The following is a 22,290-nucleotide window of genomic DNA, read 5'->3' on the forward strand; positions in this document are numbered from 1 at the left end:
TGGTGTTTAAGCCGCCGCGCGCATCAGGCAGCAATTGCTGTTGGCCGGCTGCGGCAGCATTGTTCGCTCTTCGCAGGCTTGCTGAATGATGCGGAAGCGGGTGCCGCCGTCCTCGTTCGGCTCGATCCGGAAGATGACGTGGCTCTCGCGAAACGGCGGCTCTGAATCGCGAAGTCGGTAGCGCACCTCTTCGCCTGCGATCGTTGATTCAGGCTCGGCGCCTGCAAGGTCGCAATCCGGCAACCAGCGCTCGCGCAAGGCCGGAATGGTGACGGCGCGCCAGACCTTTGCTGGCGGCGCGTCGAATTCATATTCGAGCACCAGTTTTGCGTCGGAGGGATCAGGTTTCGCTGCGTCGCTCATTGATCCATGTCCTTGAGGAGATCGGCGAGTGCTTCCATGCGCTTCGGCCAGTAGGCACGGTAGCGCGCAAGCCATGTGCCGATGGCCACGATTCCGTCCGGGTCGACTTCGTAGTTCACGAAGCGGCCCTGCCGCTGTTCGCGCACGAGGCCTGCCGCGCGCAGCACCGAAAGATGCTGCGACATCGCCGGCTGGCTGATCTCCAAACCGTCGCGCAAAGCGCTGGCATTCAGGCTTCCGCCGGCGAGCTTCTCAAAGACTTTTCGGCGCGTCGGGTCGGCCAGTGCCTTGAAGATGTCGGCTTCGATCATGCCGACACATAAGCACGTGCTTATGTGTCGCGCAAGCCCCGATTACTGAAGCGCTTCTCCGTGCTGCGAAATATCCAGTCCCTCGAGCTCGTGCTCACGGGATACGCGCAAGGGCACGAACAGGGAGACCAGCTTGAGCAGGACGAAACTCACGCCGGCCGCCCAGACGAAGGTGACGGCGACCCCATAGAGCTGGATCAGCAACTGCTGCGGATGGCCCTCGAGCAGGCCGGCAGTGCCGCCGATCGCGCTGGTCGCGAACACGCCGGCCAGCAGCGTGCCGGTCAGGCCGCCGATGCCGTGGACGCCGAACACGTCGAGGGAATCGTCATAGTTGAAGCGGTGCTTGAGCCAGGTGCAGGCCCAGTAGCAGACCGCGCCGGCGACGATGCCGATGACGATGCCATGCCAGGGCGCGACGAAGCCCGAAGCCGGCGTGATCGTGCCGAGCCCGGCGACCGCGCCGGAGATCATGCCGAGCACCGACGGCTTGCGGCGGGTCGACCATTCGATCGCGCCCCAGGTCAGCGCGCCGGAGCAGGCCGCAAGATGCGTCGCGATGATCGCCAGCACCGCGCGCGAATTGGCTGCGCCCGCCGAGCCGCCGTTGAAGCCAAACCAGCCGACCCACAACAGGCCGGTGCCCATCACCGCGAGCGACAGATCGAACGGCGAGAGATTTTCGGTGCCGTAGCCGTGGCGGCGGCCCATCACCTTGGCGGCGACGAGGCCGGCGGTGCCGGCCGACAGATGCACGACGAGGCCGCCGGCGAAATCCAGCACGCCCATGCTGGCGAGGAAGCCGCCGCCCCACACCCAATGCGCCAGCGGAATGTAGACGAAGATGAACCAGGCGACCGAGAACACCAGATAGGCGGAGAATCGCATCCGGTCGGCGACCGAGCCCGCGACCAGCGCCACCGTGATGATGGCAAAGGTCATCTGGTACAGCATGAACAGCGCTTCCGGGATCGTCTTTGCCGCCGGGTTGACGCTGTCCATCGTCATGCCCGCGAGGAACCAGCGGTCGAGCGTGCCGATCCACGGCCCGTCGCCGACGAAGCAGAGCGAATAGCCGAACGCCACCCAGAGGATCGAGATCATCGTCACCGCGGCGAGGCTCTGCGCCATGGTGGCGAGCACGTTCTTCTTGCGCACCATGCCGGAATAGAACAGCGCCAAGCCGGGGATCGTCATCATCAGCACCAGCGCGGTGGCGACGATCATCCAGGCGGTGTCGGCGGTGTTGATCTCGGAATTCGCGGCCTGCGCAGGCGCGGCAATGATCGACATAAATCCGGCCGGCGCAGCCATAGCAGCTGCGCGGCGCAACAATCCCGCCATGTCATTCCCCCCGGCATCAATTGGCGTCGCACGCTGTGGCGTCGTTGCCCGGTGCGATCGAAGAAGGATCAAAGCGTTTTCGAGCGAAGTGGATACCGGTTCGCGTGAAGAAAACGCGTCAAAACAAAAAGCTTTAAAGCGCGTCGCTGTCGGTTTCGCCGGTGCGGATGCGCAGCGCGTGGTCGATCGGCGTGACGAAGATCTTGCCGTCGCCGATCTGCCCGGTGCGCGCCGTCGCGGTGATCACGGCGACCGCCTTGTCGGCGACGTCGGAGGCGACCGCGATCTCGATCCGCAGCTTCGGCAGGAAGTTCACGACATATTCCGCGCCACGATAGATCTCGGTATGGCCCTTCTGGCGGCCGTAGCCTTTCACCTCGGTCACGGTCATGCCGTGGACGCCGATCGCGGTCAGCGCCTGGCGGACTTCATCGAGCTTGAAGGGTTTGATGATCGCGACGACGAGTTTCATGGTCAGGCCTATTCCCCGGGGATGCGCCACGCCGTATGTCCCCGGCGCAGCGTCAATCTGGCATCTTTCCGGGCAAATGGCATAAAAAACTTGCAGACTGAAGCGGAAAAACGTTTGGCCATGTGAACCGCCGCCTCTGTACAGGGCATCCGTTCATCCTTCACAATGCGTTTTTGGCATGGATGCGGTGAACCGAAGCGTCCCGGCCGGTACAAAATATGTTTGAGGGGGACGCTTCATGGCGAGTTGGTTCTACGCATCCGAGGGCAAGCAACAGGGACCCTATCCGGAAGGGCAATTCCGCGACCTGGTCGCGCAGGGGGTTGTGCGCCCGGATACGCTGGTGTGGTCCGAGGGCATGGCCGGCTGGCAGAAGGCCGCCGAAATCCCCGGCCTGATCGGCGGCGGCGGTGCGCCCCCGATGATGCCGGCCGGCGGTCCGCCGATGATGGGCTCCGGTGGTTACGCTGGCGCCGGCTACGCTGGTGGTGGCGGCGGCAGCGGAGGAGCGCTGGCGGTCGATTTCGGTATCCTCGAGTTCACCTGGCGCAGCATCGTGATGCTGATCGGCATGTGCCTCATCATTCCGGTGCCGTGGGTGTTCGTCTGGTACACGAAATGGATCGTGTCCTGCGTGAAGGTGCCCGGCCGGCCCAATCTCAGCTTCACCGGCAATGCGATGACGCTGGTGCCCTGGTTCTTCGGCTTCATCGTTCTGGCGATCGCGATCGGCGTCATCGGCAGTGCGCTGCTCAGCAATCTGCTGTTCATCGCGCAGATCGTGCTCTACTGGCTGCTGATCAAATGGATGGTCGCGAACCTCGCCTCCAACGGGCAGCCGCTCGGGCTCAGCTTCTCCGGCTCAGCTTGGGCCTATATCGGCTGGAATCTGTTGTTCGCGATCTCGATCATCACGATCATCGGCTGGGCCTGGGTCGCCGCGGCGCAGATGCGCTGGTTCTGCCGCAGCATCGAAGGCACGCGCCGCGAGATCGTGTTCAAGGGCAGCGGTCTCGGCATTCTCTGGCGCGGCATCGTCGCCGCGATCCTGTCCAGCCTCATCATCCCGATCCCGTGGGTGTATCGCTGGATCATGAACTGGTTCGCATCGCAGACCGAGCTCGCTCCGCGCGGGTCGCTCGGAGCTTGATCGCAAATCCCAGGCGCGACGAACTCGCGCCTGGGCTCTAGGACTTGCGCTCGCGCACAGAACCTTCCTGCGCGACGGAGGCGACCAGCGTACCGTCGGGCTTGAAGATCGAGCCGCGGGTCAAGCCGCGGCCGCCGCGCGCGTTCGGCGAATCCTGCGCGTAAAGCAGCCATTCGTCGGCGCGGAACGGGCGGTGAAACCACATCGCGTGGTCGAGGCTCGCCGGCATCATGCGCTTGTCGAACAGCGTGCGGCCGTAGCGCGCCATGATCGCGTCGAGCAGCGAAAAATCCGAGGCGTAGGCGAGCGCGCACATGTGCAGCGCCGGATCGTCCGGCAGCTTCGCCGCGGTCCTGATCCAGACGTGAATGCGGCCATCCTCGATCTTCTGGCCGAAATAACGGCTGAGCTCGACCGGGCGCAGCTCGATCGGACGATCGGACTCGTAGTAGCGGCGGATGAACTCCGGCATCTCCTTGAACATCGGCTGCTTCGCCACCTCCTCCGCCGTGAGCTTTTCCGGGGGCGGCACGTCGGGCATCTTGTCCTGATGATCGAACGCGCTCTCCTCGTCGGTGTGGAACGAAACCATGATCGAGAAGATCGCGTTGCCGTGCTGGATCGCGGTGACGCGGCGGGTCGAATAGCTCTTGCCGTCGCGCAGGCGCTCGACCTGGTAGATGATCGGGATCTGCGGATCGCCCGGCAGGATGAAATAGCAATGCAGCGAATGCGGCAGCCGGCCCTCGACCGTGCGGCAGGCCGCAACCATCGCCTGCCCGATCACCTGGCCGCCGAACACCCGCTGCCAGCCCGTCTTCGGGCTCTTGCCGCGGAACAGATTCACCTCGAGCTGTTCGAGGTCGAGAATCGAGATCAGGTCGATCAGGCTTTTGGACATGATGGCGCTTTCGAAGGATCTCGTCATTCCCGGGCATCGTGACAGCGATGCCCCCGGAATGACGAGCCGATAACCTCTGGATTCCGGGTTCGCGCCTGTGCGCGTTCCGGAATGACGGAATGAGGCAGTTCCGCCCTTGTTTCACCGCACTGTTTCGCCCACCTCAAGTCTGCTAGCAAGGCCTGGAAAAGCCGAAGTGTGAGCTGGGAATTTGGTATGCCGGTACAGGGTAGCATTGTCATTGGTGGCGGCGCGTTTGCCGGCCTCGCGCTGGCCCTGGCGTTGCGCCAGGGGCTCGGGCCCGAGATTCCCGTCATCGTCGCCGACCCCGCGCTCGCGACCCGTCCGAGCCGCGACCCGCGCGCGACCGCGATCGTGGCCGCCTGCCGCCGCCTGTTCGAGGCCATCGGCGCCTGGGACGACGTCAGGGGCGAGGCGCAGCCGATCCTCGACATGGTCGTCACCGATTCAAAGCTGGAAGACGCCACCCGTCCGGTTTTTCTGAACTTTGCCGGCGATGTCGCGCCGGGCGAACCGTTTGCGCATATGGTCGAGAACCGCCGTTTGATCGACGCGCTGGTGGTGCGGGCCGAGGCCGAGGGCATCGATCTCCGCGCCACGACGGTCGCGTCCTATGACGCGCGCCCGGAAGGCGTCGACGTGACGCTTGGCGACGGCAGCGTGATTGCGGCAAGCCTGCTGGTCGCCGCCGATGGCGCGCGGTCGAAACTGCGCGAGCGCGCCGGCATCGTCACCCATGGCTGGGAGTACGATCAATCGGGCATCGTCGTCACCGTTGGCCATGAGCGCGATCACGACGGCCGCGCCGAGGAGCACTTCCTGCCCGCGGGTCCCTTCGCGATTCTGCCGCTCTCCGGCAAACGATCCTCGCTGGTGTGGACCGAGCGCCGCAGCGAAGCCGCGCGCATCATCGCGTTGAGCGACGAGGAGTTCCACGGCGAGCTCGAGCGCCGGTTCGGCCTGCATCTCGGCGAGGTCAAGGCGCTCGACAAGCCGCGCGCGTTCCCGCTGTCCTATTTCGTGGCGCGCTCCTTCATCGCCGAGCGTCTCGCGCTGGTCGGCGATTCCGCGCATGTCATCCATCCGATCGCGGGCCAGGGCCTCAACATGGGGCTGAAGGATGTCGCAGCACTGGCCGAAGTCGTGGTCGATGCCGCGCGGCTCGGCATGGATCTCGGCGGCGTCGACGTGCTCGAACGTTATCAGCGCTGGCGCCGCTTCGACACCATGGCGATGGGCCTTGCCACCAACTCGCTGAACTTCCTGTTCTCCAACCAGTCGACGCTGCTGCGCACGGTGCGCGACATCGGCCTCGGCCTCGTCGACCGCGCCCCGCCGCTGAAGAACCTCTTCATCCGCCAGGCCGCCGGTTTGACCGGTGAGATCCCGCGGTTGCTGAAGGGTGAGGCGTTGTAGCAATCGCGCAAGCTCTAACTCCTCATCCTGAGGAGCGCGCTTGCGCGCGTCTCGAAGGATGAAGGCCGAGGTGAGAGAGCCGGGCTTTCATGGTTCGAGACGGCGCTATCGCGCCTCCTCACCATGAGGGCCGCCCGATCAATCGATCTTGCGCGCCTCTTCCGGCAGCATGATCGGGATGCCGTCGCGGATCGGGTAGGCGAGCTTGGCGCTGCGCGAGATCAGCTCCTGCTTTGCGGAATCGAACTCCAGCGGACCCTTGGTCAGCGGGCAGACCAGGATCTCCAGCAATTTGGGATCGACGCTGGTTTCGGGGCGTTCGGTGGGAGCGTTCATTGGAGTCTCCGAAGATCGCTTGCCTCTAGCACAGAAAATCGCGGCCGCCCATTGCGCCACCAGAGCGATTTCGAGCGAAGTGGGTACCGGCTCGCATAAAGAAAACGCGTCAAAACAAGAATCTAGGCAGAGACCATCCGCATGATCTCGTCGAGCAGGCCCTGGAGCCGTGCCGCCGGCACCGGCGTGCCCGACAAGGCAAAGCCCAGGAATGTCCAGTACAGGATCTGCGCGCGCGCCTGCGCCTTCGCCGGCTCGAGCCCCCGCATCGCAAGCAGCGTCTCGATATACTCGATCCTGCGGCGGTCGATCGCGCGGACCGCGCCTTGCGCGGCCGCATCGAACGCCGCCCAGCTGCGCACGGCGCGCTCGAGGTCGAGCCGGGCGCCAAAGGATCTCCGCAGCAGCGCCTTCAGCGGCTCGTCGCCGGCGGCCTCGACGTCGGCGATGATCTGTTCGGCCGCGATCTCGCGCCAGCGCTTCAGGACATCGGCGTGGAACGCGCCGAGATCGGCGAAATGCCAATAGAAGCTGCCGCGCGAGACGCCCATGGCCCTTGCGAGCGGATCGGCTTTCAGGGCCGTGAAGCCGTTCTTGGCCAGCGCCTTCAGGCCCTGTTTGATCCAGTCGTCGGCGGAGAGTTGTTCGGTCATGACCGGTTCCGGAAATTGGCCATACACTAGTGTATTGACAGGCGGCGGGCCAGCGCCTATCTCACCATACACAACTGTATGGACGAAGCTTCAGGGAGCTGTGCCGATGCGTGATCTCTTGCTCCAGTGCTCCGGCGTCGTGGCCATTGCCGTGGCCCTCATCCATGGTGTTCTCGGCGAGACCAAGGTCTTTGCCCGCGCCCGCATCGAGCCGGAACGGCTCCGCACCCTGATTCGCCTGGTCTGGCAGGCCTCGACCGTCGCCTGGATCGGTGGTGGTGTGCTCCTGATCGCGGCGCCCTGGATGGAATCGGAGCTGGCACGCCGCTGGATCGTCGTCACCATGGTCTGTGTGTTCGGTTTCTCGGCTGTCGCCAACGCGTGGGCCACGCGCGGCCGCCATTTCGGCTGGATGGCGCTCAGTGCCGTCGTTGCGATGGCGGTTGCCGGCTATTGAGGTGCCGCGCACAGAATGCCGGCCGTCAAACCGTGAGGCGTAAGGCCGCAGCGGCAGCTGAAATGCCTGCTGCCTACGGAGCCAACTGATCTTTTCCGGATCGTTAGAATAACTCTAAAGCCATCCGCGTCCAAACCGGATTGACTTCATCATCGCCTTTGCTTCCCTCGCTCCCGCTTCGCGCCACGCGCGCACACGACAGAGGAGGAGACGTTCGTGAAGGTCATTCGTGTTGTTGCAATTGCACTGACGGTCGGCATGGGTATGAGCTCGGCGGCCATGGCCGACGGGTTCAAGGATTGCACCAAGCTCGACAAGGCGTCGTGGAAGCCGGCCGCCGAAGCCGAAGCCAAGGCCAAGGCGCTGGGTTACGAAGTGCGGCGCTCCAAGATCGAAGGCTCGTGCTATGAGGTCTACGGCGTCAAGGAAGGCAAGCTCTACGAGCTGTTCTACAGCCCGGAAGATCTTAGCCTGAAGAAGACGGTTGCCAAGTAAGGTTTCAAGCAAGGTCTTGAGCAAGGCTTGAGGATAGTCACGGCTTGATCGACGAAGCGGTGCCAGAAACGCGCGGGGCGTCCGACGGGACCCCCGCGGATCGAACGGCTTCGCGGACGGTCGCAGTCTGGGACCTCCCGCTACGCCTCTGGCACTGGGCCCTTGCGGTCAGCATCTTGGCCGCGTGGTTCACGCCCACCGTCTACGATACCCTTCACCGCATCGTCGGCTATACGGTGCTCGGGCTTCTCGCCTTCCGCCTGGTCTGGGGTTTTTGGGGAAGCCGCTATTCGCGCTTCCGCATGGTCGGCGTCCGGCTTCGGGTCGCGCCACACTATCTCTGGAATCTACGCCGCGGCATGACCGGCCGCTATATCGGCCTCAATCCAGCCGGCACCTTGATGCTGGTAGCGCTGCTGCTGGCGATCGCCATCTCGGCCATCACGGGGGCGATGTCGGTGACCGTCACCTTCTTCGGCCTGTGGTGGGTCGAGGATACCCACGCGATAGCATCCGACGCCGTCATCGTGCTGGCCGTGGTACACGTGCTGGGCGTCGTGCTGATGGGGCTTCTCCAGCGCGAGAACCTGATCCGCGCGATGTTCACCGGACGCAAGCGCATCCGCCATCATCAATAGGGTTTTTGAGGCGGCGCTCTCTCCTCGTCATGGCCGGGCTTGTCCCGGCCATCCACGTTCTTTTGTGCCTCTCAGACGTGGATGCCCGGGTCATCGGCGAGCGAAGCGACGCCGTCCTTCGGACGGCTATGCCCGGGCATGACGGAGCGTGACGCGGCAGCGCGCCCCTCACTGCAACGGCGGATCGCCGCTGGTGCGCTTCTTGGCGAGATCCATCTCGGTCACCGCGATCAGGATTTCGGCGCGGGTCTTCAAATCCGGCGCCTCCAGCATGGCCTGCTTTTCCGCGGGGCCATAGGGCGACATCATCGCCAGCGCGTTGACGAGCGCTTCGTTGGGCGCGCTCTCGACGCCTTCCCAGTCGACCTTGAGATTGTTGGCCTTCAGGAAATCCGCCAGCACGGTCAGCAGCGCCTCGCGATCGACCTCGTCCTCGCCCATGCGCGCGGTGAAGTCGTCGAGGAAGGTGAAGAAGTCCACCTTGCACTGGCGGTAGGCGGTCAGCACTTCGAGCTCCTTGACCACCTTGAAGCGCGAGACGCCGGTGAGCTCGAGGAGGTAGCGGCCGTCGCCGGATTCGGCGAGCTGGGTGATGCGGCCGACGCAGCCGACGCGGAACAGCGCCGGCCTGTCGGAATTCTTCGGCGAGTGCGCGACGTCGGGCTGGATCATGCCGATCAGGCGATGGCCGTCGCGCAAGGAATCGTCGACCATCGAAAGGTAGCGCGGCTCGAAGATGTTGAGCGGCATCTGGCCGCGCGGCAGCAAAAGCGCGCCCGGCAGCGGAAATACCGGAACGATCTCCGGCAGGTCGGCGGGGCCGCGATATTCGATGTTGATCGGCATCTGGACCCCGCTAGACTCGCTAGAGCATGATCCGGAAAAGTGTGAAGCGGCTTTCCGACAAGATCATGCTCCAACAATAACCCTTACGAAAACAGGATCGTCGACAAGCGCTTTCGTCCCTCGACGGTAGCATCATCCGTGCCACCCCAGGCCTCGAAGAATTGCACGAGCTGCTTGCGGGCGCCGTCGTCGTTCCACTTGCGGTCGCGCTTGATGATCGCCAGCAACTGCTCGGTGGCCGCCGCCCGGTTGCCTTGCGCATTCAGCGCGGTCGCAAGGTCGAAGCGAGCCTGGTGATCGAGCGGGTCTGCGGCGACTTTCTGTTCCAGCTCGGCCACCGGCCCCAGCTGCTCCGCCTGCTCGGCGAGATCGATCGCGGTCTGCACGGCTTTCACGGCGGGGTCGTTGCGCTTCGATTCCGGCACCATCGCCAGCGTCTGCTTGGCCTGCTCCATCGCGCCGGAGACGGCGTAGCATTTCGCGAGTCCGGCAAGGGCCGCGATGTTGGTCGAATCGTGCTGCAGCACCTCGGCATAGATCTGCGCCGCGGCGGCGGCGTCCCCCTCGGCGAGCACCGCCTCGGCCTCTTGCAGGATCTCGGCGATATTGGGCTCGCCCGGCGCCGTCACGCCCTTGGTCACCTTTTCGATGAAGGCGTTGACCTGGCTCTCCGGCACGGCGCCCATGAAGCCGTCGGCCGGCTGGCCGTTGACGAAGGCGATCACGGCCGGGATCGACTGGATGCCCATCTGGCCCGGGATCGCCGGATGCTGGTCGATGTTCATCTTGACCAGCTTGACCTTGCCCTTGGCCGCTTTGACCGCCTTTTCCAGCACGGGCGTGAGCTGCTTGCAGGGGCCGCACCACTCCGCCCAGAAGTCGATCAGAACCGGCTGGCGCTTCGATTCCTCGATGACGTCCTTCACGAAGGTCTGGGTGGTGGTGTCCTTGATCAGATCGGCCGCGGCCGCGCCCGCCGCTCCGTTACCCTGGTCGATGATCGTCACGGGATCCCCTCGTCTGATGTCTGGAATGGCGGCTCTTTAGCACGTCGCCAAATCATATGCTTCGTTGTCGGCTCCTAGATTGGGCCGAATGGGCCGAATTTCAATCCATCAGGGCCGATTCGCCGGTTCCGGGGCGCTTTCGGGCGATTTGGCCGCATTCGGGGTCCATATGGGCCCTTCAATTGCGAATCTATGCTGCCGGTAGCTGTTGCATTCGCCGCCCGCTTTTGGCATACGACAGCCGTTGCCGGCGCGTCACGCGACCGACACAGGATGCGGGTGTAGCTCAGTGGTAGAGCACGACCTTGCCAAGGTCGGGGTCGAGGGTTCGAGCCCCTTCGCCCGCTCCAATTTTTCCCAAAGCATCCAGCCAAACCGGGTCGGGCCGTGGTTTTCCACGCCGCTGGCGGCTGTATTGGGTCTCAAATGACAATTCTGGTCACGGGCAGCGCGGGCCACCTTGGGGAGGCCGTTCTCCGTATGCTCCGGGGACGCAGTTTCCCCGCGCGCGGGATCGATCTGAAGCCATCGCCCTTCACCGATGCCGTCGGCTCGATCGTCGATTCCGACTTCGTGCGGCGCCAGATGGAGGGCGTCACCGCCGTGATCCACACCGCGACGCTGCACAAGCCGCATGTGGCGACCCACGGCAAGCAGGATTTCGTCGACACCAACGTCACCGGCACGCTCAATCTGCTCGAGGCGGCCGTAGCCGCCGGCTTGCGCAGCTTCGTCTTCACCAGCACCACCAGCGCATTCGGTTCGCAGCTTCGACCCGAGGCCGGACAGGCCGCGGTGTGGGTCACCGAGGATCTGGCGCCGGTGCCGAAGAACATCTACGGCACCACGAAGCTGATGGCCGAGACGCTGTGCGAGCTGTTCTTTCGCGAGCGCGGCCTGCCCGTCGTGATCTTGAGGACCTCGCGCTTCTTCCCTGAGGACGATGACGATCCGGCGATGCGCTCGGCTTACCCGCTGGACAACGCACAGGCCAATGAGCTGCTCTATAGACGGCTGGATATAGCGGACGCGGTGAGCGCCCATCTGCTCGCCGTCGAGCGCGCGCCGAAGATCGGTTTTGCCCGTTACATCATCTCCGCCACGAGCCCGTTCGAGCCCCGTCATCTCGCGGCGCTCGCGCGCGACGCGGCCGGTGTCGTGCGCGAGCTCTACACTGATTGCGCGCAGCTCTATGCGGCACGCGGATGGCGGCTATTCCCCGAGATCGACCGCGTCTATGTCAACGACCGTGCGCGGCACGAGCTAGGCTGGCGGCCCGAATTCGACTTCGCGCATGTCCTGAACAGCCTGCGTGAGGGCACGGACTTTCGTAGCACGCTGGCGCGCGCGATCGGGTCGAAAGGTTATCACGACACTGTATTCGACGACGGACCCTATCCCGTCGCCCCGTAATCGCCGTCTTTGCCGTTTTGCTCGACGCATCAAATATCTGCCCGGCGTCACCGGGAGCAGACCGGGCTGAGCCGTTCTACTGTGCATGGGGTTGTTTTCGCAATTTTGTGCGACCGCCCCTCCTGCTGCCTGCAAATCAGTCACGCGCCATTTTTTGATTCCGCGTTGCAGCGAGACCGCGATCGTCGCCGAGCAAATCTTCGTGGCATTCAGTCTCAATTTCTATTGAGTCTGACTGCAGTGCTCCCGACGCGCTTCTCACCGTCCGCAGATGTGCTAACCTTTTTGCGTCTGTCGTCCTGACAGAGTCCGAACTTCGCCTCTCGACTAGCAAAACAAAATAACGTGCAGCCCTGACGGCTGCCTTAGGGGAGTGACGTGATGAAATTCCATCAATCCGTCTTTCAATCCGTCCTGGCGCTTGCGGCGGTTGCCCTTCTCGCGGGGACAAGCGCAGTCAGCGCACAACAGCAGGACAAGAACCGCCAGCTGAAGAAATACGAATCCGGCACCAAGGAGTTCTGGACCCATCCGCCGGATGACTGGTTCCTCGGCGACGAGACCGAGGCGCAGAAGGGCCTCGCGCCGCCGTCGGGCCCGCCGACCGGCGCGTCGGAGGCCGAGCTCGCCGCGATGATGAAGAAGATCAAGCTGCCGGCCGGCTTCAAGATCGAAGTCTATGCGCCCGGCGTTCTCGCCGCGCGGCAGATGGCCTGGGGTGACAAGGGCACGCTGTTCGTTGGCTCGTTCGGCCTCGGCAACGTCTATGCCATCAAGGACAACAACGGAAAGAAAGAGGTCAAGACCATCCTGAAGGGGCTGAACATGCCCACCGGTCTCGCCTTCAAGGATGGCGCGCTCTACGTCATCGCGGTCGACAAGCTGATCCGTTACGACAACGCCGAAGCCAATCTCGACAAGCTCGGTGACGGCAAGGTCGTCTATGATGACATGCCCTCCTATGCCGCGCATGGCTGGAAGTACATCGCGGTCGACAAGGAAGGCTGGTTCTACCTGCCGTTCGGACCGCCCTTCAACGTCGGCGTGCCCCCGACCAGTGTCTCGCAGATCCGCCGCGTCGATCCCAAGACCGGCAACGCCGAAATCTATGCGCTCGGCGTTCGCAACTCGGTCGGCGGCGACGTCGATCCGCGCACCGGCAAATACTGGTTCACCGAGAACGCGCGCGACTGGATCAGCGACGATCTGCCCTCAGACAAGCTGAACATGATCTCGAAGATCGGCGAGCATTTCGGCTATCCCTACTGCCACCAGGGCGACCTGCTGGATACGAAGTTCGCGATGGGTCACAAGTGCTCCGAGTTCACGCCGCCCGTGCTGAACCTCGGCGCGCATGTCGCTCCGCTCGGTATGAAGTTCTATACCGGCGATCAATTCCCCGCCGAGTACAAGAATAACATCCTGATCGCCGAGCATGGCTCCTGGAATCGTCACAAGTACCAGGGCGGCAATATCACGCGCGTGATCGTCGGCCCCGACGGCAAGAACGCCAAGAAGGAGGTGTTCGCCTCCGGTTGGATCGAGGGTGACCAGGGCTATCTCGGCCGTCCCAACGACATCATCCTCGCCAAGGACGGCTCGATCCTCGTCGCCGACGACTGGGCCGGCGCGATCTATCGCATCAGCTACAGCAAGAAGTAGCGTAAGACGACACGAGGCTGCGACCGGATGACGGTCGCAGCCTCTTTTGTTTGTGACAGGCTTGCAGCGGAACGCGTTCGTCATGCCCGGACTTGATCCGGGCATCCATCAAACGAGAAACCTCTTTGCAAACGGGATGGATTGCCGGGCCTACGCCAAGCAGGCGGGTCAAGCCCGGCAATGACAGTCGGAGAAATCAGCCATGCGAGCCGTTCGGTTTGGAATTCTGTCTGTGACGCTATCGCTCGCGGCACTTGCATTCGTCCGAGCTCAGGCCGCCGATAATGCCGCGATCCAGGAGAAGGCCGCCGTCTGCTCCGGCTGTCACGGCGAGAACGGCATTTCGCAGACGGAGAACATCCCCTCGCTGGCCGGCCAGCCTGATCAATTCATCCAGTGGCAGCTCGTGTTCTTCCGCGCCGGCTCGCGCAAGAACGACCAGATGCAGCCGATCGCCGAGGAGATCACCAACGAGGACATCCGCAATTTCGGCGCCTATTTCGCACAGATGACGCCGCCGAAGGCCGCGGAAGACGCGGATCCGGACCTGTCCAAAAAGGGCGCGCAAGTTGCCGTCGGCCGCCGCTGCGCCTCGTGCCATACGGATAGCTTTGCCGGCACCAAGGCCGTCGCGCGGCTCGCCGGCCAGCGCGAGGAATACCTGGTCAAGGCACTGCACGACTACAAGAGCAGCCAGCGCGTCGGCGGCGGCGGCGCTGCGATGGCCGATGTCGCCTATCACATGAGCGATGAGGAAATCACTGCCGTCTCGCACTATCTCGCGTATTTCAAGTAACGCGGAGTCGTTGCGGCGAACGCCGCTGTCGTCCCGGGGCGCGACGAAGTCGCGAGCTACGATGCGCAATTGCGCATCTGAGGACCCATAGCCACAGGATCAAGTTTGGCGAAGACTCGTGGTGACCAGCTCGCGTCATAACCACTCCCTGTGGTTATGGGTCCCGGGCTCGCGTTGCGCGCGCCCCGGGACGACAGTTGAGCGTGCGGTCAGCCCGCCCGCTGCCTCTCATACGCCTTCAGATGCGTATACGCGATGCGCAGCTTCGGCACCGGCACCTTGGCGGCGTCGGCGCGCGCGATGAGGTCGCCGATGACGTGATCGGCCTCGACCGGCAGGCCCGCCTTGATGTCGCGGAACATGGATGCCGTCATCGGCGATCCCTCGGTGGTGAGGTTGCCCTTCACGCGCTCGAAGAACGGGCCGCCCGGCGTGTAGCCCGACGCGGTGGCGATCGCGCTGGTCTCGTCCAGCATGCCGAGCAAAAAGTCCCGGCCGCCGGGGGCCGCGAGGATGTTGCCGACGGAGGTGCGCATCAGGCTGGTGCTTGCGGCGAGCGAAGACAGGAACACCCACTTCTCCCACATGTCCTGCATGATGTTCTGGCTGGCGGCGGCGCCATTGATACCGCTCTTGAAGGCCTCGTCGATCGCCTTGACCCGGTCCGAGAGCTTGCCGTCGCGCTCGCCGTAACTGAGCGACTGCATCGGCTGGAGCTGCACCACTTCGCGCTTCTCGTTCAGGGTTGCCGCGATGGCGCAGAGGCCGCCGAGCACGCGCTCCTTGCCGAATTTTTCGTCGAGCGTGTCGAGATGCTTCATGCCGTTGAGCATGGGGATGATCGCGGTATCAGGCCCGACCGCGGCCGCGAACGACTTGATGGCGTCGTCGAGGTCGAACGCCTTGCAGCTCAACAGCACGACGTCGAATTTGTCCTTGAGCGCATCGGCCTGAACGGTCGACGGATTCTTCAGCGTCACGTCGCCGTTCGGGCTCTTGATGACGAGGCCCGCGCTCGCCAGCTCGCTGGCGCGCCGCGGCCGGACCAGGAAGGTGACGTCGCGGCCGGCCTGTAACAGCCTGCCACCAAAATAGCCGCCGATGGCGCCGGCACCGACCACGAGGATACGCATGGGATTGTCCTTATTGTTGCTATTGGCGGTTTATCTATAGTCGTCATTGCGAGCGAAGCGAAGCAATCCAGAATCCTACCGCGATCACATTCTGTCGCCGGAGAACGAACGGACTACTTCTCCAGCACCATCTCCTCGACCTCGCGCAGCTGCTCCTTGCCGAAGAACATCTCGTTACCGACGAAGAAGGTGGGCGAGCCGAACGCACCGCGGGCAACGGCGTCCTCGGTGTTCTTGATCAGCTTGCCCTTGACCTCGGGCTCCTGGGCACGCGCGAACAGTTTTTGGGGATCGAGGCCGGAGGACGCCAGCGCCTTCGCCGCGACTTCCGGGTCGTCCATCTTCTTCGGCTCGCGCCACATGTGGTGGAAGGCGGCCTCGACATACTTTTCGAACACGCCCTCCGCCTGTGCCGCGATCGCGGTACGCATCAGGTTCAGCGTATTGACCGGGAAGAACGGATTCATGACATAGGGCTGGACCTTGAAGCGCTTGACGAAGCGCTCGGTCTCGACCGCCTGGAATTCGCGCTTGTTCTTGATGCCGGCGAGCGTTTCGGCCGGCGACTTGTTGTTGGTCGACTTGAAGATGCCGCCGAGCAGGATCGGCACGTACTCGAATTTGACGCCGATGCGCTGCTCGATCGCCGGGATCGCGAGATGACTGAGATAGGCGTTCGGGCTGCCGAAATCGAACAGGAATTGCGGGGCTGTGCGGGTCAAAATCGTTCTCCCTGACTTGGCTTTTGATCTGGCTTTTCATCCATTGTGGCGCAGGGCGCGCCACGGGTCCACCGTTTAATGATGGTCATAATATCTTGATGATCCGGTCAGATCAGACGCTGGATCGCGCGCCTGCGCCACACCGTGAGGTAATAGCCCATCTGCAAAACGAACATGGCGCAGAACACGATCGGATAGGCGGCCCACACACCTTTCAGGCCGATCGTGCGGCTCAGGATCACAGCGGCCGGCAGCTCGATCGCGACAATGGCGAAGATCGAGAGCAGCATTGGCGTCAAGGCGACGCCGGCCGCGCGCATGGCTCCGGAAAACACGGTGGCCAAGCCGAACGGCACCGAGCTCCACAGCGCGATGTGAAGCAGTCCCCCGGCGAGGTCGAGTACGGCACTGTCGGTGATGAAGAGGCCGAGCACGGCCCGCGGCGCCAGATAGATCAGCCCCACCAGCCCGCCGGTCAGGACGATGTTGAACATGAGGCCGGTGCGCACGATGCCATCGAGCAGCGTCCTGTCGCCGCCGCCGATGGCCTGTGCGCCGAGGATCGAGACCGCGATCGAAATCGACATTGCCGTGAACTGCGTGTAGCCCATCACCTGGTTGACCGCGCCATACGCGGCAGTGGCATCCGATCCAAAGCCGTTGACGAGCCCGAGCAGCACCAGCTCGGCGATCGCCATCACCACCATGCCGACCGCGCTCGGCAGTCCGATGCCGAGGATCTTTCCGAGCACGGCACGATTGAGCCGCAGATGACGCAGCAACGCGGCATCCGGTGCCAGTGCATGCTTCGTCCGCAGCAGATAGACGGCCAGTGCGAGCAGCGTCAGCGCGTTGGCAACCGCGGCCGCCCAGGCCGGACTGGTGATTCCGGCGGCAGGTATCCCGAACGCGCCGCGGATCAGCATCGGCGTCAGGATCAGTCCGATGGTGGTCGACAAGGCCAGCGCCAGCAGCGGCGTCACGGCATCACCGACGCCGCGGATCATCGCCGTCATCAGCAGGAAGACGAAGCCGAGCGGCATGGTGAGCAGCATGATGCGCGCATAGGCACTCGCCTGGTCGCGGATGTCCGCTGGCGTCGCGAGCATCGTCATCAGTTGCCGGCTGAAGAAGCCGCCGACCAATGCAACCGAAAGCGAGAGCAGCAGGCCGATCGCGAGCGTCGTGCCGACGACGATCCTGATCCTGCCGTGCTCGCCCGCGCCAAAGGCCTGGCCGATCAGCACCGTGGCACCGGTGCTCAGGCCCATGACGAAGGCGAACAGGAAGAACACCACCGGGAAGAACGCCGACACCGCGGCGAGCGCGTCGACGCCGATCATCTGGCCGAGATAGACGTTGCTGACGGTCCCGAACAGCGATTGCAGCGCGTTGCTCAGCACCAGCGGTGCGAGGAAGCGGAGGAATGTCGTCCAGAGCGGTTTTGGCGCGGACATGGATAGGCCTTTCATCAGGGCGTGCGAAGCCGTTGCCGCGCGATGCACGCGCGGCTCGGCCGTCGATGGGGTGAGAGAAAGTGCTGCGCCTAAGCGCGGTCGCTGTAGGCGAGCTTGACGATGTGGTCGCGGACGTCGACCGGCCAGTCGGCGATCAGTCCGGTGAAGCGCCGCCGGTCATCGGCGAACAGGGCGCGCGAAGCTTCCTCGAACTGCGGCAGATTACCCGCCATGGTCGACATGAAGTGATAGGCCGCATCGCGGGCCTGCCGCTCGCGGTCCTTGTCGCCGCTTACGCGTCTTGCCTCGTCGACGAGCTTTCGCAGCGCGACCGAGGCGCCGCCCGGCTGGGCTCCGAGCCACTCCCAGTGCCGCGGCAGCAGCGTCACCTCGCGCGCGACCACGCCGAGCTTGGGCCGGCCGCGCCCGCGCGGCTCGCTCGGTGGCGCGGTCTCCTCAACCGGCGGCGGGACAAGCTTCGCCACCCGCGCCAGCACCTCGCGATCCCCGCCGCGCAGATCGAAGTCGATCGGTCGGCCCGTGCTGTCCTCGAAGATGATGATGGGCTCGTCCGGCGGTGGCGTGATCCGCTTGACGACCAGCGCGACCTCTCCCGCTGGCCCGGACGCAAGGCGGCGGTGGCCCTGGAACGCTGTGAAAGTCCGTTGCATTGAAATCATTGCCATATTGATGACGTTGGCCTTTTAATATCCGGGTAAATTGCTGGCGTCAATATACCCGGGTGAAATTATCCGTCTGGATGGCTCGACATTGTGTTCCCGGGCTGGCACGAACGGCGCGGCCGACCGACCACGCCTAGCCTGGGGACCTCAACGATGCTGACCGTTCACCACCTCAACAATTCCCGCTCGCAGCGGGTGCTGTGGCTGCTCGAGGAGTTGGGCGTGCCCTACGAGATCGTGCGCTATCAGCGCCAGCCGGACATGCGCGCGCCGAAGGAGCTGCGCGCCATCCATCCGCTCGGCAAGTCGCCCGTCATCACCGACAACGGCAACACCATCGCCGAGTCAGGCGCGATCATCGAATACCTCATCGCCACCTACGGCAACGGCCGGCTGATTCCGCCGCCGAACACGCCGGAGCGGCTGCGCTTCACCTATTGGCTGCACTATGCGGAGGGCTCGGCGATGCAGCCGCTGCTGCTCAAGCTGCTGTTCACGCTGATGCCGAAGCGCGCACCCGCGCTGCTTCGCCCGCTGGTGCGCAAGGTCTCGAACCAGGCGCTCACCGCGCTGGTCAATCCGCAGCTCAAGCAGCACATGGATTATTGGGAAGGCGAGCTCGGCAAGAGCGAGTGGTTCGCCGGCAGCGAATTCACCGCCGCCGATATCCAGATGAGCTTCCCGCTCGAAGCCGCGCAAGCGCGCGGCGGGCTCGAGCTCGGCCATCCCAAGGCGATGGCATTCCTGGAGCGCATCCACGCGCGGCCGGCCTACGCCAGAGCGCTGGAAAAGGGCGGGCCGTATCAGGTGGGACGGTAAGTTTCCTCACCGCCCCGGGGTGATAACGCCGGATTAGTCCGCGTGCAGCACGCGCCCGCGCGTCTCCGGCAGCGCGAAGGCGGCAATGAAGAACAGCACGTAAGCCACCACCGCGAACATCGCGATCGCGTTGGCGAGCGACGTCGTCGCCGAGAGCGCGCCGACCAGGAATGGAAACAGCGCGCCGATGCCGCGGCCGAAATTGTAGCAGAAGCCCTGGCCGGAGCCGCGCAGCCGCGTCGGATAGAGCTCGGTCAGGAACGCGCCGATCCCTGAGAAATAGCCCGAGGCGAAGAAGCCCAGCGGGAAGCCGAGCACCCACAGGATCTCGTTGGTCAGCGGCAGCTGCGTGTAGAGCAGCACCACGGCCATGGCGCCGATCGAGAAGATCAGGAACAGATTGCGCCTGCCGATGCGATCCGCGAGCCAGGCCCCGACGAGATAGCCGATGAAAGAGCCGATGATCAGCGTCGAGAGATAACCGGTCGAACCGACGATCGACAGGTGCCGCTCCTTGGTCAGGAACTGCGGCACCCAGAAGGTGACGGCGTAGTAGCCGCCCTGGCAGCCGGTCGCCATCAGCGAGGCCAGGATCGTGGTCTTCAGGATCGGGCCGGAGAAGATTTCCCAGAGCGCAGGACGATCGCCGCTCGCTGCCTGCTTGGCGCGCGCTTCCACCGCGATCTCCGGCTCGGTGACGGAGCGGCGGATGTAGAACACCAGCAGCGCCGGCAGTGCGCCGATCACGAACATCCAGCGCCACGCCGTCTCCGGCGGCAAAGCCGAGAACAGGATTGCCTGCGACAGCACCGCGAGACCCCAGCCGACCGCCCAGCCTGACTGCACCGAGCCGACTGCGCGTCCACGATATTGCGGCCGGATCGCCTCGCCCATCAGCACGGCGCCGGCCGCCCACTCGCCGCCGAAGCCGAGGCCGAGCACGGCGCGTGCGATCAGGAGCTGGTCGAAATTCTGCACGACCGCGCAGACCAGCGAGAAGAACGAGAACCAGATGATGGTGATCTGGAGCGTCCTGACACGTCCGATATGATCGGAGAGATAGCCGCCGAGCCAGCCGCCGATCGCGGAGGCCAGCAGCGTCACGGTGCCGGCGAGTCCGGCCGAGGCCGCATCGACCTTCCACAGCGCGATGATGGTGCCGATCACCAGCGGATAGATCATGAAGTCCATGCCGTCGAGCGCCCAGCCCGCCGCGCAGGCCCAGAACGTCCGTCGCTCCGGCGCGTTCATGTCGCGATAGAAGGCGAGAAGGCTGGTGTCTTCGATCTCCGCGCGCTCAATGCGCTGGGTCGGATCGGCTGTGCTCATGTGCGTTTCCCCGGCGGTCCCTTGAAGCTGCGCGGTGGTAGCACGCACGGCAGCCCGCGCAAGCAGGCGCGCGCTGCCGTGCCATGCAACGGCGAGACTACTGTCCCGCGGCCTCCGCGCCGCGGGTACGCGGATCGGGCGCGCCGAGTGGACCGTTCGGCGTCACCAGAATCGAATTGGCCGAGGTCTGTCCCATCGGCTCGACGATGAGGTGATCCATCGCCTTCAGCTCGAACAGCACATTGCCGGGAAAGCCGCTCTCGACGCGCACCTCGTCCGGCAGCCATTGATGGTGCAGCCGTGGCGCAGCGACGGCGGCGGCAACATCCATCTTGTAGTCGAGCACGTTGACGATGACCTGGAGCACGGTCGAGATGATGCGGCTTCCGCCGGGCGAGCCCGTCACCAGCACCGGCTTGCCGTCCTTGAGCACGATGGTCGGGGACATGGAGGACAACGGCCGCTTGCCGGGTCCGGGCAGATTGGGCTCGAAGCCGACGAGGCCGTAGGCGTTGGAAGCGCCGACCGCGGCGGTGAAATCGTCGAGCTCGTTGTTGAGCAGCACGCCGGTTCCGTCGGCAACGAGGCCGACGCCATAGCTGAAATTGAGCGTGGTGGTGTTGCTGACGGCATTGCCGCCGGCGTCGACGACGGAAAAGTGCGTGGTGTTGGTGCCCTCGCGCGGCGCGGGAGGGGCGGAGACGAGCTGCTTCGACGGCGTGGCGCGCTCCGTGGAGATGCCGGCGCGCAGCTTGGCGGCGTAGTCCTTGGCAGTGAGCGTGTCGATCGGCGCATTGACGAAGGCGGGATCGCCGAGATAGCGCGCACGATCCGCATAGGCGCGCTTCATGGCTTCGATCAGCAGATGCAGCGAGGCCGGCGACCCCTGTTTCAGATCGGCCAGCTGAAAGCCCTCGAGGATGTTGAGCGTCTCCACCAGCACCACGCCGCCGGAGGACGGCAGCGGCATCGAGACAATGTCGTAGCCGCGATAGGTGCCGTGCACCGGGGCACGGATCACCGCCTGATAGGATTTCAGATCGGCCGGCGTCATGATGCCGCCGGCGTCAGTCACGGCCTTGGCGAGCTTGTCCGCGACCGGCCCCTCATAGAAACCGCGCGGCCCCTGTGCGGCGACGGCCGACAGCGTTTCGGCGAGATCACTCTGCACCAGCCTGTCGCCTTCGCCGAGCGGTGTGCCGTCGGGGCGCGAGAAGATCTTGGCCGACGACGGCCAGCGCGCCAGCCGCCGGTGCCAACCCGGCAGCGTGTCGGCAAGGTCGTCGGTGACGACAAAACCGTCGCGGGCGAGCCCAATCGCGGGCTCGAGCAGCTGTGCCAGCGTGAACCGGCCCGAGCCGTATTTTTCCAAGGCCAGCACAAGACCTGCGACGGTGCCGGGCACGCCGACGCCGAGCGCGGAATCCCGCGACTTCGCCGCATCGGGCTTGCCGTCAGCGCCGAGGAAGATCTGCGGGGTGGTCGCAGCCGGCGCGGTCTCGCGATAGTCGATCGTGATGTCTTCGTTGCGCTCGGCCGAATGGATCACCATGAATCCGCCGCCGCCGATATTGCCGGCGCGCGGATACGTCACGGCCATCGCAAAGCCGGTGGCGACCGCGGCATCGACCGCGTTGCCGCCGCGGCGCAGGATGTCGGCGCCGACTTGCGCCGATATCTTTTCCTGCGCCACCACCATGCCGTGCTCGGACGGAACGGCGTGCACCGTGTCGAGCGCGGGTGGGACATAGGCTCGCCGCGCATCCTGTGCGGTGGCAGACGAAAAACCAAACGCCAGAGTGGCAATGAAGGCGAAAAATGTCCGCCGTGTCGGATATGACGACATCATCAAGCTTCCGTCGCGGC

24 protein-coding genes and 1 tRNA gene are annotated in these 22,290 nt (G+C 64.5%); 10 read left to right on the forward strand and 15 right to left on the reverse strand.

Going from position 1 to position 22,290, the window contains the following annotated elements; all coding sequences use genetic code 11:
- Positions 1-6: 6 nt before the first annotated feature.
- The 4 genes from AB7G19_RS01290 to AB7G19_RS01305 form a co-directional block, all read right to left on the reverse strand.
- Positions 7-363 carry an SRPBCC family protein gene (locus tag AB7G19_RS01290; RefSeq protein WP_441267672.1) on the reverse strand — a complete coding sequence of 119 codons (357 nt, stop codon included), beginning with the start codon at positions 361-363 and terminating at the stop codon, positions 7-9.
- Positions 360-674, reverse strand: coding sequence for an ArsR/SmtB family transcription factor (locus AB7G19_RS01295; RefSeq protein ID WP_014490770.1), 315 nt, complete (start codon positions 672-674; stop codon positions 360-362). The genes AB7G19_RS01290 and AB7G19_RS01295 overlap by 4 nt, the downstream gene beginning before the upstream one ends.
- Positions 675-716: 42 nt before the next feature.
- The gene (locus AB7G19_RS01300; RefSeq protein WP_354077133.1) at positions 717-2,018 is read right to left on the reverse strand and encodes an ammonium transporter; all 1,302 of its coding nucleotides are present in this window, start codon (positions 2,016-2,018) and stop codon (positions 717-719) included.
- Positions 2,019-2,151: 133 nt separating this feature from the next.
- Positions 2,152-2,490, reverse strand: a complete 339-nt coding sequence (locus tag AB7G19_RS01305) for a P-II family nitrogen regulator (RefSeq protein ID WP_008142802.1) — start codon at positions 2,488-2,490, stop codon at positions 2,152-2,154.
- 238 nt (positions 2,491-2,728) lie between these two features.
- Between AB7G19_RS01305 and AB7G19_RS01310 the strand changes: the two genes are divergently transcribed.
- A complete protein-coding gene (locus AB7G19_RS01310) occupies positions 2,729-3,640 on the forward strand; it encodes a DUF4339 domain-containing protein (protein WP_028150194.1) in 912 nt (303 codons plus the stop codon).
- Positions 3,641-3,677: 37 nt separating this feature from the next.
- Here AB7G19_RS01310 and tesB read toward each other — a convergent pair whose 3' ends face one another.
- Entirely contained in the window at positions 3,678-4,541 is an 864-nt protein-coding gene (gene tesB / locus AB7G19_RS01315; protein WP_085403106.1) for an acyl-CoA thioesterase II, read from the reverse strand.
- 216 nt (positions 4,542-4,757) lie between these two features.
- Between tesB and AB7G19_RS01320 the strand changes: the two genes are divergently transcribed.
- Positions 4,758-5,978, forward strand: a complete 1,221-nt coding sequence (locus tag AB7G19_RS01320) for a ubiquinone biosynthesis hydroxylase (protein ID WP_354077131.1) — start codon at positions 4,758-4,760, stop codon at positions 5,976-5,978.
- A 138-nt stretch (positions 5,979-6,116) separates the two neighbouring features.
- Here AB7G19_RS01320 and AB7G19_RS01325 read toward each other — a convergent pair whose 3' ends face one another.
- On the reverse strand, positions 6,117-6,314 hold the full coding sequence (locus AB7G19_RS01325) for a Trm112 family protein (protein WP_011083431.1): 198 nt from the start codon (positions 6,312-6,314) through the stop codon (positions 6,117-6,119).
- 122 nt (positions 6,315-6,436) lie between these two features.
- Complete coding sequence (locus AB7G19_RS01330; protein WP_085403064.1) at positions 6,437-6,967, reverse strand: TetR/AcrR family transcriptional regulator; 531 nt, start codon at positions 6,965-6,967, stop codon at positions 6,437-6,439.
- A gap of 106 nt (positions 6,968-7,073) precedes the next feature.
- Here AB7G19_RS01330 and AB7G19_RS01335 point away from each other — a divergent pair, with 106 nt between their 5' ends.
- From AB7G19_RS01335 to AB7G19_RS01345, 3 genes are all read left to right on the forward strand, one after another.
- Positions 7,074-7,424 (forward strand): hypothetical protein, encoded by a 351-nt coding sequence (locus AB7G19_RS01335; protein ID WP_085403062.1) that lies wholly within the window; start codon positions 7,074-7,076, stop codon positions 7,422-7,424.
- Between the two features lie 216 nt (positions 7,425-7,640).
- Entirely contained in the window at positions 7,641-7,919 is a 279-nt protein-coding gene (locus tag AB7G19_RS01340; RefSeq protein ID WP_028150199.1) for a PepSY domain-containing protein, read from the forward strand.
- Between the two features lie 44 nt (positions 7,920-7,963).
- A complete protein-coding gene (locus AB7G19_RS01345; RefSeq protein ID WP_085403061.1) occupies positions 7,964-8,557 on the forward strand; it encodes a cytochrome b/b6 domain-containing protein in 594 nt (197 codons plus the stop codon).
- Positions 8,558-8,725: 168 nt separating this feature from the next.
- On the opposite strand, the gene AB7G19_RS01350 is transcribed toward AB7G19_RS01345, so the two are convergent.
- Positions 8,726-9,403: an LON peptidase substrate-binding domain-containing protein gene (locus AB7G19_RS01350; RefSeq protein ID WP_085403060.1), complete on the reverse strand. Its 678-nt coding sequence runs from the start codon at positions 9,401-9,403 to the stop codon at positions 8,726-8,728.
- 83 nt (positions 9,404-9,486) lie between these two features.
- A complete protein-coding gene (trxA, locus tag AB7G19_RS01355) occupies positions 9,487-10,410 on the reverse strand; it encodes a thioredoxin (protein WP_085403059.1) in 924 nt (307 codons plus the stop codon).
- Between the two features lie 275 nt (positions 10,411-10,685).
- Here trxA and AB7G19_RS01360 point away from each other — a divergent pair.
- From AB7G19_RS01360 to AB7G19_RS01375, 4 genes are all read left to right on the forward strand, one after another.
- Positions 10,686-10,760 (forward strand) — tRNA-Gly (locus AB7G19_RS01360).
- A 76-nt stretch (positions 10,761-10,836) separates the two neighbouring features.
- The gene (locus tag AB7G19_RS01365; RefSeq protein WP_085403057.1) at positions 10,837-11,823 is read left to right on the forward strand and encodes an NAD-dependent epimerase/dehydratase family protein; all 987 of its coding nucleotides are present in this window, start codon (positions 10,837-10,839) and stop codon (positions 11,821-11,823) included.
- Positions 11,824-12,204: 381 nt separating this feature from the next.
- The gene (locus AB7G19_RS01370; RefSeq protein ID WP_085403055.1) at positions 12,205-13,485 is read left to right on the forward strand and encodes a PQQ-dependent sugar dehydrogenase; all 1,281 of its coding nucleotides are present in this window, start codon (positions 12,205-12,207) and stop codon (positions 13,483-13,485) included.
- Positions 13,486-13,687: 202 nt separating this feature from the next.
- Entirely contained in the window at positions 13,688-14,281 is a 594-nt protein-coding gene (locus AB7G19_RS01375; RefSeq protein WP_085403054.1) for a c-type cytochrome, read from the forward strand.
- Between the two features lie 209 nt (positions 14,282-14,490).
- On the opposite strand, the gene panE is transcribed toward AB7G19_RS01375, so the two are convergent.
- From panE to AB7G19_RS01395, 4 genes are all read right to left on the reverse strand, one after another.
- On the reverse strand, positions 14,491-15,414 hold the full coding sequence (gene panE / locus AB7G19_RS01380) for a 2-dehydropantoate 2-reductase (RefSeq protein ID WP_085403052.1): 924 nt from the start codon (positions 15,412-15,414) through the stop codon (positions 14,491-14,493).
- Positions 15,415-15,527: 113 nt separating this feature from the next.
- Entirely contained in the window at positions 15,528-16,136 is a 609-nt protein-coding gene (locus AB7G19_RS01385; protein WP_085403050.1) for a 2-hydroxychromene-2-carboxylate isomerase, read from the reverse strand.
- Positions 16,137-16,243: 107 nt separating this feature from the next.
- Positions 16,244-17,593: an MATE family efflux transporter gene (locus tag AB7G19_RS01390; RefSeq protein ID WP_201266217.1), complete on the reverse strand. Its 1,350-nt coding sequence runs from the start codon at positions 17,591-17,593 to the stop codon at positions 16,244-16,246.
- An 89-nt stretch (positions 17,594-17,682) separates the two neighbouring features.
- Positions 17,683-18,264: a DUF2239 family protein gene (locus AB7G19_RS01395; protein WP_085403046.1), complete on the reverse strand. Its 582-nt coding sequence runs from the start codon at positions 18,262-18,264 to the stop codon at positions 17,683-17,685.
- A gap of 165 nt (positions 18,265-18,429) precedes the next feature.
- Between AB7G19_RS01395 and AB7G19_RS01400 the strand changes: the two genes are divergently transcribed.
- The gene (locus tag AB7G19_RS01400) at positions 18,430-19,095 is read left to right on the forward strand and encodes a glutathione S-transferase family protein (RefSeq protein WP_028151097.1); all 666 of its coding nucleotides are present in this window, start codon (positions 18,430-18,432) and stop codon (positions 19,093-19,095) included.
- A 33-nt stretch (positions 19,096-19,128) separates the two neighbouring features.
- Here AB7G19_RS01400 and AB7G19_RS01405 read toward each other — a convergent pair whose 3' ends face one another.
- Positions 19,129-20,424, reverse strand: a complete 1,296-nt coding sequence (locus tag AB7G19_RS01405) for an MFS transporter (protein WP_085403044.1) — start codon at positions 20,422-20,424, stop codon at positions 19,129-19,131.
- A gap of 97 nt (positions 20,425-20,521) precedes the next feature.
- Positions 20,522-22,273, reverse strand: a complete 1,752-nt coding sequence (gene ggt / locus AB7G19_RS01410; RefSeq protein WP_085403042.1) for a gamma-glutamyltransferase — start codon at positions 22,271-22,273, stop codon at positions 20,522-20,524.
- Between the last annotated feature and the right edge of the window lie 17 nt (positions 22,274-22,290).

This window comes from Bradyrhizobium sp. 215_C5_N1_1 (genome assembly GCF_052075935.1).
Lineage (GTDB): Bacteria > Pseudomonadota > Alphaproteobacteria > Rhizobiales > Xanthobacteraceae > Bradyrhizobium > Bradyrhizobium barranii.